Here is a 13,491-nt window from a genome sequence, read left to right as displayed (position 1 = left end):
GCGCTGCCACCGTCCACGCGGTCCACGCCGCCCCCATATCTTTGTCAGGCTTGTGGCTCATTGGATGTCTCCCCTTCCTTTTGTTCTGGTGTGGTCGCCTGCGAAGTCAGGTCATCCTGGGCAACTTCTTCGTGGACTTCCCGGACCAAGCTGCGTCCGCGCTGGATATGACGGGCGAGCTGTTCGATGAACTGGCCATAACGGGCGCGGCCCTGCGCACGGGCCGCATCCTGCTGGCCTTCGGGTACAGGCACCGAGACCATGAGGAAGTAGCGGATGTAAAGCGCCACCGTTTCGATCAGAATGCCTTGGTCACGCTCCAGCCGGTCGAACTGGCGCGAGAGGCGGTCCAGCCGTTTGCCCATGGCCGCCTCGCGCTGGTCGGCCGCATCGGGTGAAAGGAACGAAGCCAAAGCAGCGGCAATCACCGCCGACTTGGACACGCCCTTGTGCGCGGCGAGCTGGTCCAGCCGCTTCGCGTGATCGGGCTCAATGAAGATATTGAGACGGGTCCGAGTCATAGCGCAATCCCGTCATCCGGATCCAATGCTGCGAGCCGCGCATTGCGCTGCATTCTTGGGTCTGTATCCCCAATGTCCCGCCTATCCCGCTTCAGGCTGTGCGGTTGCGGCGGCAAGTCGTCCTCGTCATCGAGCACCAGCAGGTCGTCGATGTCCATCAAGGGCTGGGCATCAAACGCAACGTCCAATTCAGGCTTGAGCTGGTGACCGCCTTCGTCGGCAAAGCCGCCTGACTGGTTTGCAGTCAAGGCCTGAGACATGGCAGGGATCGCCAGTTCACTCCAGTCGTCCATTCGTGCAGTGGGTTTGTCCGCATAGCCCTCCAGTGCCAGCACCGGCGGCGCCAGCATCCGCAGCATAAAGTTCCGGTCCTGGTAGTAGCGCAGCTTTGCGGCTTTGATCGGTGGATGGCCGGAGATCATCACGACTTCTTCATCAGGCGGCAACTGCATCACTTCGCCGGGCGTGAGCAAGGGACGTGCGGTTTCCTGGCGCGACACCATCAGGTGCCCGAGCCACGGGGCCAGCCGGTGGCCTGCGTAGTTGCGCTGCGCCCGCAGTTCGGTGGCAGTGCCCAGGGCTTCAGAGATCCGCTTGGCCGTGCGTTCGTCATTGGTCGCGAACGCAATGCGCACGTGGCAGTTGTCGAGGATCGAATGGTTCTGGCCATAGGCCTTGTCGATCTGGTTCAGGGACTGCGCGATCAGGAAGGCACGCAAGCCGTAACCCGCCATGAAGGCCAGCGCTGACTCGAAAAAGTCCAGGCGACCCAGCGCCGGGAACTCATCAAGCATCAAGAGCAGCTTGTGTTTCCTGGCAATGCCGTCGCTGCCGTCCAGTGATTCAGTCAGCCGTCGACCGATCTGGTTCAGGATCAGCCGGATCAGCGGCTTGGTGCGACTGATGTCCGACGGCGGCACGACCAGGTACAGCGATACCGGGTGTTTCGCAGAGATCAGGTCCGCGATGCGCCAGTCGCAGCGCGAGGTGACTTCGGCCACCGTGGGATCTCGATAGAGGCCGAGGAAACTCATCGCGGTGGAGAGAACGCCGGAGCGCTCGTTATCGCTCTTGTTGAGCACTTCGCGGGCGGCCGAAGCGACCACCGGATGGGTGACGGCGCCCAGGTGCCGCGTCGTCATCATCCGATGCAGCGTGATCTCGAACGGGTGGGCTGGATCGGACAGAAAGTTGGCGACGCCACGCAAGGTTTTATCGTCACTGGCGTAGAGCACGTGCAGGATCGCACCGACCAGCAATGCATGCGAAGTCTTCTCCCAGTGGTTGCGCCTCTCAAGCGCGCCTTCGGGATCGACCAGGATGTCGGCGATGTTCTGCACATCACGCACCTCGTGCATGCCGCGACGTACTTCGAGCAGCGGGTTGTAGGCCGCTGAGCGTGCATCTGTGGGATTGAACAGCAGGCAGTGCGAGAAACGTGATCGCCAGCCTGCCGTCAAAGTCCAGTTCTCGCCCTTGATGTCGTGGATCACGGCCGAGCCGGGCCACGAAAGCAGCGTCGGCACCACCAAGCCGACACCCTTGCCAGAACGGGTCGGTGCGAAGGCCATCACATGCTCGGGACCCTCGTGGCGAAGGTAGTCACCTTCCTTGGTCCGCAGCCTCCCAAGGAACACGCCCGCCGGTTGGGTCAGGCCCGCCGCCCGAACATCTTCAGGCTCGGCCCACCGTGCTGAGCCATAGGTTGTGACGCGCTTTGCTAGACGTGATCGCCAGACGGCCATCGCGATGGCGGCACCGGTTGCGAGCAGTCCGCTGGATGCCGCGATGATGCCACCGCGCAGGAAAACGTCAGGTGCATAGGCGTCGAAGAAGTACCACCACTCGAACAGCCGCCACGGGTGATAGATCCGGACGCTGAACAGGTCGACCCAGGGCAGCCCAAGCCGGGCCGGATAACCCAGCGCCGCCGCCGTCCATTGCGTAGCTGTCCAGATGCCGCCGAGCGTGACACCGAGCACTACCGCAATCTGTCCGAACCTGATCCCTGTAGGCATGCTTTCCATTTGTACGTTGATTCCACGTCCGCGCATGCCACAGCGACAGCGACAGCGTCTACGTGAGTCTGGCTTCAGAGAGCCGCGCCGCACACCCATGCGGGGGTAGCGCAGCGCAGTTCATCGACGAGAATCCAACGACGCCGTTGGCTTTGACCGCAGACACCCTCCAATATTGACTGGCATTGACCAGAGCGCGCAATCGCGCGTGCCTTGCCTTTTACACCCCAAGTCTTGCCTTGCACCGTATCTGCATGAAACCTCGACTCGTCTCAGAAATCGATGTCCGCTTGCTTTGCAGCACAGCCAAAATTGATCGGGTGCCGATCTCCAAGTGACCAGGCCAAATCTCCGAATGGCCATAGCCAGCAACCTGTCTACCAGGAGATTAAGTGGTCACCAAAAAGTTGGTAAATGCAATGCTGAACGGTCAATTCGCCATTGACGCAGACACTCAAGGCGGCGAAAGATCAAAGACATGGGTGGCTCTAAGAATCCGGCATCGGCACGGATTCATCTTCCATCATTAGGGTTACCCCTTATATAAATTGCTTAGGTATCTAATAATAATTGATTTTTTTACATCCATTTCTGAGGAGTGCTTTTATGATGACGAGTGAAGAGAACAATCTGTTGTGCCGAGTCGTCGGCAATGCCCCCATGGGGCAGTTGATGCGACGTCATTGGACGCCCGTGTGCCTGATCGAGGAAGTCGCTGAGGCCGATGGAACTCCGGTGAAGGCGCGCGTGCTCGGTGAAGAGCTGGTCGTGTTCCGCGACACGGAAGGCCGTGTAGGCGTACTTGACGAGAAATGCCCGCACCGCGGCCCTTCACTGGTTTACGGCCGTAACGAAGAAGGTGGCCTGCGCTGCCTGTATCACGGCTGGAAGATGGACGTTGCCGGCAATGTGCTGGAGATGGTGTCCGAGCCAGCAGCCAGTGGCTTTGCCGAGAAGGTCAAGCACAAGGCCTACCCGGTGAAGGAATGGGGCGGTTTTGTGTGGGCCTGGTTTGGCCCGGCTGATGCGGTGCCAGAGTTTGTGCCGCCGCCTTGGGCCCCCACCGCAAACACCCGCGTGTCCATCGCCAAGGTGCACCTGCCCTGCAACTATGCACAAATTCTGGAAGGTGCCATCGACTCGGCCCATAGCTCTAGCCTGCACTCGTCGGATATGGTGCCTGCCCGTGTCAGCGGTGCCGAGGCCACCGGACAAATCTGGCTGCGTCCATCGACCGACAAGGCACCGCGTATGCAAGTGCAGCGCGATGGCTACGGCTTTCGATATGCGGCGATTCGCCGCCCTATCAACAATGCAGCAACACACGATTACATCCGATCCACGGTGTTTGTCGCACCCTACACGGTGTTGATTCCACCCAACAATCTTTACAACGTTGCCAATGTGAACGTCCCCATGGATGACACCAACACGGCGTTTTATTTCATCGGCTGGGGCCACCCATCGCAGACACCCGAGACTGAAACCTGGCGCAAATTTCTCCATCAGACCATGGGAGTCGATCTGGACGAGCACTACCGCCCTCTGCGAAACGAAGAAAACAACTTTTGGCAAAACCGTCAGGCCATGAAGGCTGGCAATTTCACAGGGATCACCGGATTTCCAAACCAGGATGTGGCGATGTGGCTGACCATGGGCCCGATTGCCGACCGCACCAAAGACCGACTCGGCGCCAGCGACATGGCTGTTGTCGAGTTCCGCAAGCAGATGGTGGAAGCCGTGCGCGATTTCCAGGCAGGCAAGTCGGCCATCGGCACCGGAGATCAGGCGATTCCGAAGAACGTCTGTTCGTTCCAGGGCGTGGTACCAAAGACCACCGATTGGCGCGAATACGAAACCACCTATGTGTGGGCAGATGGCATGGATCGCAGCGAGTTCGAATCTTCCTACAACGTCAAAGCCTGAGGCATCAGGAAACGCATGTCCAAGCTCCAACTCTCCGTCGCCATGGGCGACTACGACCGTACTCGTGCACTGCTAGACGGGCGCGTATTGATTGACGGTGTCGATCCGGTCTACATGACCCTCAACCCGGAGGAAATGTTTTTCCGGGCGATGCGTAGCCAAGATTTCGACATCAGTGAACTGTCGTTTTCGAGCTATGCCGTTAAGACCGCCAAGGGCGATTGCCCCTACGTGGCTGTTCCGGTATTCCTGTCGCGTGCATTTCGCCACACGTCCATCTACGTGCGCAAAGACCGCATCAAGAAGCCGGAAGACCTCAAGGGCAAGCGCATCGGCCTGCCCGAGTACCAGTTGAGTGCCAACGTGTGGGCTCGCGCCATCCTGCAGGACGACTATGGCGTGGCGCCGGAGGACGTGACCTGGGTGCGCGGCGGCATCGAGACACCAGGTCGCCCCGAGAAGATTGCGCTGCAGTTGCCCCCGGACGTGAAGCTGGAAAGCGCACCCGAGGGGGTGACTATTTCCGATTTGCTCGACCGGGGCGATATCGACGGCTTCATGGCGCCCCGCCCGCCCAGCACCCACGTGCTGACCAACCCGAATGTGGGGTGGCTGTTCGACGACCCGACCGCGGTGGCCAAGGACTACTACCGCCGCACCAGCGTGTTTCCCATCATGCACGTGCTGGGGGTGCGCAAAACGCTGGCAGAACGGCACCCCTGGTTGCCGGGCGCGGTGTTCAAGGCCTTCAGCCAGTCCAAGGCGGCTGCGCTCGAAGCCTTGTCTGATACCTCGGCCACCAAAGTCACGCTGCCGTTTGTGGAAGAGCAACTGAAAGCTGCGCGAGAGACCATGGGCCATGATTACTGGTCTTACGGTGTCGAAAAAAACCGCGCCACGCTGGAGGCTTTCTTGCATCATCACCATGCACAGGGCTTGTCATCGCGCCGGTTGTCAGTCGACGAGATATTCCATCCGGCGACGTACGAAACTTACGCGATCTGACTGAGTTCATGTTTCACGCTGCCACCTCCTGCAAGGTGGCAGCGCCTGCATTCTTCGGGTCACTGGCTTGGACTGTCAGTTCGAGCAGGCGGGCTTCTTACCTCGTCAATACTGCGGCCTATCGCACCCTCTGAAGCAACCGCTGGCTCAGCTGCGACCGTCTCATCGGCCGCCAGGTTCTCTATCATGGTCAGCAAGCACTTGCGTACCGTGGCGACGGTTTTCTCGTGGAGACCGCTCACACTGATGTGGTTGACCTCTTCGGCCAGAGGTACCAGCACGCCCTCAAGTGCGCGGCCCGAGGGCGTGAGGAATACGTGCATGTTCTTGCGGTTGCCGGGCAACTGCCGACGTTCAATGAATCCCATTTTTTCCATCGTCTTCATGGCGCTGAAGGTGGTGGGCTCCATCACGCCGGCCAGTTCGCTGAGTTCGCGCTGGGTTAGCCCGTCCTTGATCCACAGGATGCGCAAAAAGGTCCAGTGACCGAATGACACCCCGTGTGCGCCCAGTCGCAGTTGCAGGGCGCGCATCTGTGCGCGCGCCACATCGCGAATGAGGTGGGCGAGACGATCGTCCGGGACGGCTTCACGCCAATGGCGCAGCAGGTAGTGGTAGGTTTTTTCGGTAGGTGACATCGGGGCCTGGCGCTCAGTGGCGGGGCAGTGCCACTTGGTGCTTGAGCATGATATCCTGCCCCGCACGTTGCGACTCAAGCAAGGCTAGGCACACCTCCACTGTCGCTTGCGACCAGCGCCCGCCATGCAGCGGCACACGGCTTTCACGCGCCACCGTCCACAACTCGTCGATCACCTCGGCGCGTGGCACGGCAGGCACCACGGCAGGCACAAAGCGCGAACCGTTTTCATCGAACACCTGCACGCCACGCGGCGTCAAACGCAGGTCGCCGTGCTCGCAGCTCACCAGCACCGGGCCGAAATGCTGACAGGCATCGGGCGCTTCGGTTGCAGCGAGCGTGAACAGGCTGCCGCCGAAGTTGCGTTCGGTCTTGGCAGCGGCCTCCTGGGCCTCATCGGTCACAGTCTTCATGCGTACGCGCGTCTGGTAGTGTGCGTCGCGGCTCTTGGGTCGACCCATTTCGCCCACACCGTCCATCAATAGGTCGGTGTCGTAGAAGCCGTAGCCGTTGTAGGTGGCGCTGGCGAATGCGCCGTTGGCAAACGTGAGCAGCGCGCTGTAGGCGCCCTCGGTGGGCCGGGTCGGGTCCCAGCGACCGGTGAGTGCGCGCACGCTGGACACCTCGCCGCCGGCCAGCAGGCGCACGATGTCCACTTGGTGCGCGGCCTGGCTGAAGACCACGCCGCCCCCTTGCGCAGTATCCAACTCCTCAGGTCGGCGCGGGCGGTAGAGGAAGTCAGTGTATTGCATGGCGTGCACCATGCAGACCCGGCCGAACGCGCCGCTGTCTATCAGCTGGCGCGCCAGCAGCACGGGTGCATTGAAGCTGTGGCTGTGACCCACGATCAGTTGCGTACCGGCGACTTCGCAGACATCGATCATTTTGGCGCAGTCGGCCAAGCTCAATGCCATGGGTTTTTCCACCAGAACGTGTTTGCCGTGTCGTGCAGCCAGTTGCACCTGCTCGGCATGCATCTGGTGCGGCGTGGCCACATAAACCCACTCCACATCGGGGTCGGCGCACACGGCTTCGGCCGATTCGTGGACTCGCCCGCCAAAAGTTTGCGCGAATGCGGTGCGCGCGTCCGGGCGTGGATCGAATGCGGCCACCAATTTTACGCGCGAATCGGCCATGAATGTGGGCAGCATCAGCGTGAAGGCGCGGCCCAGGCCCAGCACGCCCAGGCGAACGGGATTGGCGCTGGGGCTCATAGATCGAGCACCAGACAGGACGACTTGGCGCGCGAGACACAGACCATGATGTGGTCCGTCTTTTCCTCATCCAGAAGCACCAGGTCGCGGTGATCGGCCTCTCCCTCGATCAAGCGTGTCTTGCACGAACCGCAGGTACCGCTCTCGCACGAGCTGGGAACGTTCACGCCGTGTTCCCGCACGATATCAAGAATGGACTTGCCGACCGGCACGGTGAGGGTCAGGCCGCTGTGCGCCAGGCGCACATCAAACGGCTGGTCGTCGGCGTGGGGCGCGGTGTCGCCGCCGAAGCTCTCGAAGTGAACAGCGCTGCTGGGCCAGTGGCCGGTCATGTCGCGCACTGCATCCATCAGCGGTTTGGGGCCGCAGCAGTAAACATGCTGGCCGGTGGCGCTGCCGGGTTTTTCGAGGACAGGCCACAGATCAAAGCCACGCGCCGGGTCACCTTGGTCATGGTGTAGCACCACGTGCGACGCAAATTCGGGAGCGCGCAGTTCGTCCAGGAAGGCCGTGCCTTCGGCATCACGGGTCAGGTAATAGAGTTTGAAGCGGCGTGTGCCCTCGGTCAGGAGCGAACGCGCCATGGCTATCATGGGCGTGATGCCGATACCACCCGCAATCAGCACGAAGCTGCTGGCCTTGGTGTCGAGCTCGAACAGGTTCTCGGGCGCGCCCACTTCCAGTGTTGCGCCCGCCTTCACGCCCTCGACCAGGCTCAGCGAGCCGCCACGGCCGTTGCCCTCGCGCTTGACCGCAATCACGTAGCGGTCGCGCTCGGCCGGGTCGTTGCTCAGGGAATACTGGCGAGTGGCGCCGCTGGGGGTCCTGAGCTTGATGTGGGCGCCCGCAGTGAAGGCCGGCAGTTTCTCGCCGGCTGGGTGACGAAACTCGAACAACTGAATGCCGCGCGCGGCGGGTTCAGCACGGACGACCTGCAAGCGCAGCATGGCGGTATCGGTGGACATGGGGATGTCTCCAGGTGGATGTGAAAAGTAATTATCAGGGCCAAGAGTTTTCAACCTTGACAAGCATTAAGCGGTCTGAGACAATTATTATCTTAGATGGCTAAGAAAAAATCAAGTCATCATGTTGTGCAGTAAGTCGCAGTCCGTGCTTTCTGTAGCATGTGGCGGGCAACCCGCACCATGGGCTTTTCCTCGACCGACCGGGTTCGATCCTTTGTGAATGGAGACAATACATGCAACGCAGAACCCTAGCCGCCATGGCCCTCGTAATCGGATTGGCGCCTTTGGCTGCAATGGCCCAGGGCGCCTACCCCAAAAAGGCTGTCAAGTTCATCGCGCCCTACGCTGTTGGCGACCTTCCCGATACGGTGGCCCCCGTGGTGGCACAATGCCTGACGGATCGGCGGGGACAGGCCGCGGTAGTGAACAACAAGTCCGGTGGCAACGGCGTGGTTGCCTGCCAGGCACTGCTGAAGAGCAATCCATCCGATGGGCATGCATTCATCGTCTCGGACGGCTCCATGCTGTCCACACACCGCAGATCAACAAGGCCGTCAAAGGATTGTTAACAATAACAAATAATTTGTTCAATTTACAAAGGTATTTCGCTGTGAAATTTTCTCTGAATTGCTCAAGTTATTTCAAAGCGAGCGCCAACTACCGATCGAGCAAAGACATCCTCCCCGTGTCGCTGATCGCGCGCGCGCAGCGCTTCATCGTGGTCCACCCCAAGACCGGCGTGAACACCCTGCAGGCGTTCGTGTCGCTTCTCAAGAAGAAACCGGGTGAGTTCACTTACGGCTCGTCGGGCATTGGCAGCACCCACCACCTAACCATGGCAGCCTTGAAGTCGGCGTTGAGCCTGGATGTGCGCCACATGCCTTTCCGCAGTTCCGGTCAGTCCACCCCCGCGTTGGTGGGTGGTCAGGTCGAGTTCTCGGTCGCGGCGCTGCCATCCATTTCAGGTTTCGTGAAGAGCGGTCAGTTCAAGGTGCTGGTCAGCAACGCACCCACCCGCTTCACCCAGGCGCCCGACATTCCGGCCATCGCCGAAGTGGTCAAGATGCCCGAAGTCATCAAGACATTCCACACTACCGTGATCGATCCGGTGGGCGCGGGCCCCGGCCGAATACGGCAAGGTGATCGCGCGCGCGCTGATGTCCAAGGCCGGCAAGGCCGCCGATCTGAAAATCGATTGGTTGCTCACGCTTGGCCCTCTGTTACGGGCCTTTCTGACGTTGCTGGCACTGCTCTTGGTGTGTAAATAGAAAAGAAATAGGCATATGGAAACGAAAACTTACTTGGATTCTTCAACGGTCGCACCGCTGCAGTGGAGCGATGCCCTGCTGCTCGGCTATGGCCCAATGGACGCGGTGCACCGCGAATTCGTCGACACCGTGCAGGCGTTGCAGACCGCGCAGGACGCGGATCTACCACGCTGCCTAGAGGCGCTCGTCGCGCACGCCCGTTCGCACTTCGAGACCGAGGACCTCTGGATGGTCGAGACCGACTTCCCGGCGCGCGCATGCCACATCGAAGAGCACGCCGCCGTGATGGCCTCTGTGGAGCAGGTGCGGCAACTGCTGGCCCAGGGCAACATTGCCGAATGCCGGCGCTTGGCCGACGAGTTGGCGCGCTGGTTCCCCGGCCACGCCGATTACCTCGATTCGGCGCTGGCGCACTGGATTTGCAAGCAGCGCCTGGGTGGCAAACCGGTGGTGTTGCGTCGCGACTTGGGCCTCATGACTGCATCTCATCTGAAAACGGAATAACTTCTGAAGTCGAATCGAAAATGAACTCAGAGAAATTTCACGTTCAAGTTGAAGAAGACGTTCGCCGCGCGCTGCAAGAAGACGTAGGCAGCGGAGACCTCACCGCTGCGCTGGTGCCGCCGGAGCAGATGGCGCAGGCGACCATTTTGTGCCGTGAGTCTGCGGTCATCTGTGGTCAGCCTTGGGTGACGGAGGTGCTCAAGCAAGTCGCACCCACATCGCTTGCCACGTGGATGATCGAGGACCGTCAGTGGTGTGGGTCGAATCAAAAAGTTGTGGAAATCGTCGGCCCCGCACGTGATTTGTTGACCGCCGAGCGCACCTGTCTGAACTTCATGCAGACCCTCAGCGCGGTGGCCACGAAGACGGCTAAGTACGTTAAGGCAGTGGAAGGCACGCAAGCCGCCATCCTGGACACGCGTAAGACCATTCCCGGACTGCGGGTGGCCGAAAAGTACGCAGTGCGTTGCGGTGGCGGCAAGAACCACCGCATGGGCCTCTACGACGCCATCCTGATCAAGGAAAACCACATTGCTGCCGCCGGTGGCTTGACGGCTGCTTTCAAGGCCGCACAACGGATGTCGGCTCAGTCGAAATTCATACAGGTCGAAGTCGAAACGCTCAGCCAATTGGAGGAAGCTCTTGAAGCTGGTGTCGCCATGGTGTTACTGGACAATATGCCGCTGGATCAAATCCGAAGAGCGGTTGACCTTGCGCGAGGGCTTTGTAGTCTGGAGATTTCAGGCGGAGTGACCTTTGAAAATCTCAGAACTTATGCGGAGACAGGGGTTGATCGCATATCTGTTGGTGCGTTGATTAAAGACATCACTGCGGTTGATTTTTCGATGCGTTTCATGGATAAACCTGTCGAGCGGTGAGTTCCAGCAACTCGTTGAAATTGCGTGGACTCTGTCAGATCGATGCGGTAGAAGCGATGGATGTCCAACAGGCACGGGGACTCGTGGGCGGTGAAGGATGAATTTTGGAAGCGGGTCACGACCGGCCAAGCCCCCCACCCATGGTCTTCGAGGCCATCGTGTACGTGCTGCAAGCTCGCAAGTACCTTGGCGGCTTTGCGCTAGGAGATATTCAATGAATATTCGGTGCTTGGTTTGGCGGTCACGGATTTAGGATTGAGTTCTTACTCGGGATGAGTTACTCGCGTTCGATACCTTCGTCAGCCACCAGGCGCCTCCAGATATCAAGTTGCGAGCTCACGAAACTTTTCATTTCGTCAGGGTCAGGATACGAATCTTGCACAGACACTCCCTGTTGTTCCAGTTGCTTAACAACCTCTGGACGTCGCAGGATCACACTCATCTCTCTTGAAAGGCGGTCTATTACGTCGCGCGGAGTTCCCGTCGGTGCAAAGACTCCGCCCCACGGAATTACCGTGATCCCGCTAAAGCCAGCCTCGGCAAACGTAGGCACCTCAGGAGCCAATGCGTTGCGCTTGTCGCCTATGACCGCCAGCACCTTTAATTTGCCTTCCTTCGCCATGGTCAGGAGGCTGATGGTCGAGGCCAGCATGATCTGGACGCGACCAGAAAGCAGATCCGGCACTGCAGGCGCTTCCCCTTTGTACGGGATCTTGGTCACCTGCATAGCAGCAAGGCGCCTCATTTGTACAAATGCTAACTCCCCAGTTAAGTTGCCAGTGGCGTAATTCAGCTTGCCTGGGTTGGCCTTCGCAAAACCAATTAATTCTTTGAGATTATTCGCTGGTACGCTGGGGTGCATGAAAAGAAAGAACGCTGATTGACGACTCCAAAAGCCTACCGGTGTTAGCGCTGACAGCGGGTCATAAGGGGGCTTGAGCCGCAAAGTGGGTACCGCAAGAATGGCGGTGTTTGTCGCAAATAGCAGCGTGTGCCCGTCGGGTCGCGACTTGATCACCTCGTTCGTCGCGATTGCGCCATCAGCTCCAGGCTTGTTGTCGATGATGACTGGCTGACCGAGTTGCTGAGCCAGGCCCTGACCAACAATTCGGGCCGCCGCATCCACAGAACCACCGGCCGAAAACGGCACGATCAGCTTGACGGGCTTGTTGGGGTAGCCGTTCGCCTGGGCCCAGGCGGTAGGCGCGAGCAGCATGCCGCCGATGGCGGCAGCAATGGCCAGGCGCGTGCGCGCGGCTTTGAAATTGAGGGATGTCTTCATGGCTTGTCTCCGATTGTTGTAGGTTAGTGAAAGCGAGGTATCAGGTTAACAAGAATGCGCTTCCCGAGGCCAGTGCGGCGGCCGTTCGCAGGCCGGCCATCAAGCCGCATACGCTGCTGGACCTGGCTCGATTCCGGCGTTCATCCACATCAGCGACGGCAAGGTGGGCTGGTTCTGTGTCTTAGTCACAGGTCCTGCCTCTTTCGGCGGCGGCTCTCAGTCGCCCTTGATGTTGAGGTCGCGGATGAGCTTGCTGTAGCGTGCCTGATCCTTGACGATGAGTTTGCGGAACTCGGCTGCTGTGCCAGGGTAGGGCTCGGCACCGACGCCCGGCAACTTCTGCTGGAACTGCGGGTCGCGCACGATCTTCAGCACGTCAGCCTCGATCTTGTCAACGATGGCCTGCGGCGTGCCCTTGGGGGTGACCACGCCGGCCCAGGCGCCGACCTCGAAGCCGGGGAAGCCGGCTTCGGCGAAAGTCGGCACCTCAGGCGCCATCGGCGAGCGCCTGGCGCCACCCGTGGCCAGGATGCGTATTTTGCCCGCCTTGGCGAACGGCACAGCCGTCGAGATCGCCGAGAACATGGTCGTCACCTGGCCGCCCACCACATCAACCAACGCTGGTGAGCCGCCCTTGTAAGGGATGTGTGTGAGGTCCACTCCGGCCAGCATGCGCAGCGCTTCCATCGACAGGTGATGCGGGCCGCCAGAACCGCCCGAGGCGTACTCCATCGGCCGCTTTTCCATCTCGCGTGTCTTGGCCAGTGCCACGAACTCGCCCACGGTCTTGACGTCGGCCTTCTGCGGGTTGACCACCAGGGCCAGCGGCGTGTAGGCCACCAGCGCGGCGTTCATGAAGTCGTTGATGGGGTGGTAGGGCAGGGTCTTGTAGAGGTAGGGGTTAATGACGAACGGGCCGTCAGTGGCCAGGTACAGCGTGTAGCCGTCGGGCACGGCCTTGGCTGCCAGTTCGCTGGCCAGGATGCCGGCGCCACCGGGTCGGTTGTCGATGATCACTGGTTGGCCCCAGGCCTGGTTGAGTGCCTGTGCCAGTGAACGGCCCACCAGGTCGGCAAAGCCACCGGGCGGAAACGGCACGATCAGCTTGACGGGCTTGTTGGGGTAGCCGTTCGCCTGGGCCCAGGCGGTAGGTGCCACCAGCAGGGTGCCGAGGGCCGCAGCGATGGCCAGGCGCATGCGGGCGATCTTGAAAGTGGGAGATAATTTCATTGCTAGGAGTCTGGGCAGCAGAACATTTTGAGCCAACTCCAAT

The 13,491-nt window shown here is 60.3% G+C and carries 13 protein-coding genes; 6 read left to right on the top strand and 7 right to left on the bottom strand.

The features are described from left to right. Positions 1 to 44 precede the first annotated feature (44 nt). Positions 45 to 521 (bottom strand): ribbon-helix-helix protein, CopG family, encoded by a 477-nt coding sequence (locus J8G26_RS09715; RefSeq protein WP_086911745.1) that lies wholly within the window; start codon positions 519 to 521, stop codon positions 45 to 47. Then, on the bottom strand, positions 518 to 2,539 hold the full coding sequence (locus tag J8G26_RS09710; protein WP_086928645.1) for a conjugal transfer protein TraG: 2,022 nt from the start codon (positions 2,537 to 2,539) through the stop codon (positions 518 to 520). The genes J8G26_RS09715 and J8G26_RS09710 overlap by 4 nt, the downstream gene beginning before the upstream one ends. Before the next feature lie 606 nt (positions 2,540 to 3,145). On the opposite strand from J8G26_RS09710, the gene J8G26_RS09705 reads away from it, so the two are divergent. Then, positions 3,146 to 4,465, top strand: coding sequence for a Rieske 2Fe-2S domain-containing protein (locus J8G26_RS09705; RefSeq protein WP_210568857.1), 1,320 nt, complete (start codon positions 3,146 to 3,148; stop codon positions 4,463 to 4,465). 15 nt (positions 4,466 to 4,480) lie between these two features. Next, positions 4,481 to 5,470 carry a PhnD/SsuA/transferrin family substrate-binding protein gene (locus J8G26_RS09700; protein ID WP_210568788.1) on the top strand — a complete coding sequence of 330 codons (990 nt, stop codon included), beginning with the start codon at positions 4,481 to 4,483 and terminating at the stop codon, positions 5,468 to 5,470. 59 nt (positions 5,471 to 5,529) lie between these two features. Here the strand turns inward: J8G26_RS09700 and J8G26_RS09695 are convergent, their stop codons facing one another. The 3 genes from J8G26_RS09695 to J8G26_RS09685 are packed head-to-tail and all read right to left on the bottom strand — an operon-like array spanning position 5,530 to position 8,286. Next, entirely contained in the window at positions 5,530 to 6,108 is a 579-nt protein-coding gene (locus tag J8G26_RS09695; RefSeq protein WP_086911741.1) for a MarR family transcriptional regulator, read from the bottom strand. Between the two features lie 13 nt (positions 6,109 to 6,121). Continuing rightward, on the bottom strand, positions 6,122 to 7,321 hold the full coding sequence (locus J8G26_RS09690; RefSeq protein WP_210568787.1) for a Gfo/Idh/MocA family oxidoreductase: 1,200 nt from the start codon (positions 7,319 to 7,321) through the stop codon (positions 6,122 to 6,124). Continuing rightward, a complete protein-coding gene (locus J8G26_RS09685) occupies positions 7,318 to 8,286 on the bottom strand; it encodes a PDR/VanB family oxidoreductase (RefSeq protein ID WP_086911739.1) in 969 nt (322 codons plus the stop codon). The genes J8G26_RS09690 and J8G26_RS09685 overlap by 4 nt, the downstream gene beginning before the upstream one ends. A gap of 233 nt (positions 8,287 to 8,519) precedes the next feature. Here J8G26_RS09685 and J8G26_RS09680 point away from each other — a divergent pair, with 233 nt between their 5' ends. Genes J8G26_RS09680 through nadC form a run of 4 tightly spaced genes read left to right on the top strand, consistent with a single transcriptional unit; the run spans position 8,520 to position 10,936 of the window. Further along, complete coding sequence (locus J8G26_RS09680; RefSeq protein ID WP_157896436.1) at positions 8,520 to 8,855, top strand: tripartite tricarboxylate transporter substrate-binding protein; 336 nt, start codon at positions 8,520 to 8,522, stop codon at positions 8,853 to 8,855. A gap of 41 nt (positions 8,856 to 8,896) precedes the next feature. After that, the gene (locus tag J8G26_RS09675) at positions 8,897 to 9,550 is read left to right on the top strand and encodes a tripartite tricarboxylate transporter substrate-binding protein (RefSeq protein ID WP_157896435.1); all 654 of its coding nucleotides are present in this window, start codon (positions 8,897 to 8,899) and stop codon (positions 9,548 to 9,550) included. A 19-nt stretch (positions 9,551 to 9,569) separates the two neighbouring features. Continuing rightward, positions 9,570 to 10,058: a hemerythrin domain-containing protein gene (locus tag J8G26_RS09670; RefSeq protein WP_086911737.1), complete on the top strand. Its 489-nt coding sequence runs from the start codon at positions 9,570 to 9,572 to the stop codon at positions 10,056 to 10,058. 20 nt (positions 10,059 to 10,078) lie between these two features. Then, on the top strand, positions 10,079 to 10,936 hold the full coding sequence (gene nadC / locus J8G26_RS09665) for a carboxylating nicotinate-nucleotide diphosphorylase (protein WP_086911736.1): 858 nt from the start codon (positions 10,079 to 10,081) through the stop codon (positions 10,934 to 10,936). A gap of 277 nt (positions 10,937 to 11,213) precedes the next feature. On the opposite strand, the gene J8G26_RS09660 is transcribed toward nadC, so the two are convergent. Then, entirely contained in the window at positions 11,214 to 12,218 is a 1,005-nt protein-coding gene (locus tag J8G26_RS09660) for a tripartite tricarboxylate transporter substrate binding protein (RefSeq protein ID WP_210568786.1), read from the bottom strand. A gap of 216 nt (positions 12,219 to 12,434) precedes the next feature. Next, on the bottom strand, positions 12,435 to 13,448 hold the full coding sequence (locus J8G26_RS09655) for a tripartite tricarboxylate transporter substrate binding protein (protein WP_210568785.1): 1,014 nt from the start codon (positions 13,446 to 13,448) through the stop codon (positions 12,435 to 12,437). Positions 13,449 to 13,491 lie beyond the last annotated feature (43 nt).

The sequence above is a fragment of the Acidovorax sp. JG5 genome, assembly GCF_017939685.1.
Classification (GTDB): domain Bacteria; phylum Pseudomonadota; class Gammaproteobacteria; order Burkholderiales; family Burkholderiaceae_C; genus Acidovorax.
Note: the sequence above shows the minus strand (reverse complement) of the source record. Positions and strands in the feature narration are given on the sequence as shown.

Excerpts from the sequence above, each read along its gene's own strand:
- J8G26_RS09715 (WP_086911745.1), bottom strand. The coding sequence starts at position 521 with ATGACTCGGACCCGTCTCAATATCTTCATTGAGCCCGATCACGCGAAG.
- J8G26_RS09710 (WP_086928645.1), bottom strand. The coding sequence starts at position 2,539 with ATGCCTACAGGGATCAGGTTCGGACAGATTGCGGTAGTGCTCGGTGTC.
- J8G26_RS09705 (WP_210568857.1), top strand. The coding sequence starts at position 3,146 with ATGATGACGAGTGAAGAGAACAATCTGTTGTGCCGAGTCGTCGGCAAT.
- J8G26_RS09700 (WP_210568788.1), top strand. The coding sequence starts at position 4,481 with ATGTCCAAGCTCCAACTCTCCGTCGCCATGGGCGACTACGACCGTACT.
- J8G26_RS09695 (WP_086911741.1), bottom strand. The coding sequence starts at position 6,108 with ATGTCACCTACCGAAAAAACCTACCACTACCTGCTGCGCCATTGGCGT.
- J8G26_RS09690 (WP_210568787.1), bottom strand. The coding sequence starts at position 7,321 with ATGAGCCCCAGCGCCAATCCCGTTCGCCTGGGCGTGCTGGGCCTGGGC.
- J8G26_RS09685 (WP_086911739.1), bottom strand. The coding sequence starts at position 8,286 with ATGTCCACCGATACCGCCATGCTGCGCTTGCAGGTCGTCCGTGCTGAA.
- J8G26_RS09680 (WP_157896436.1), top strand. The coding sequence starts at position 8,520 with ATGCAACGCAGAACCCTAGCCGCCATGGCCCTCGTAATCGGATTGGCG.
- J8G26_RS09670 (WP_086911737.1), top strand. The coding sequence starts at position 9,570 with ATGGAAACGAAAACTTACTTGGATTCTTCAACGGTCGCACCGCTGCAG.
- nadC (WP_086911736.1), top strand. The coding sequence starts at position 10,079 with ATGAACTCAGAGAAATTTCACGTTCAAGTTGAAGAAGACGTTCGCCGC.
- J8G26_RS09660 (WP_210568786.1), bottom strand. The coding sequence starts at position 12,218 with ATGAAGACATCCCTCAATTTCAAAGCCGCGCGCACGCGCCTGGCCATT.
- J8G26_RS09655 (WP_210568785.1), bottom strand. The coding sequence starts at position 13,448 with ATGAAATTATCTCCCACTTTCAAGATCGCCCGCATGCGCCTGGCCATC.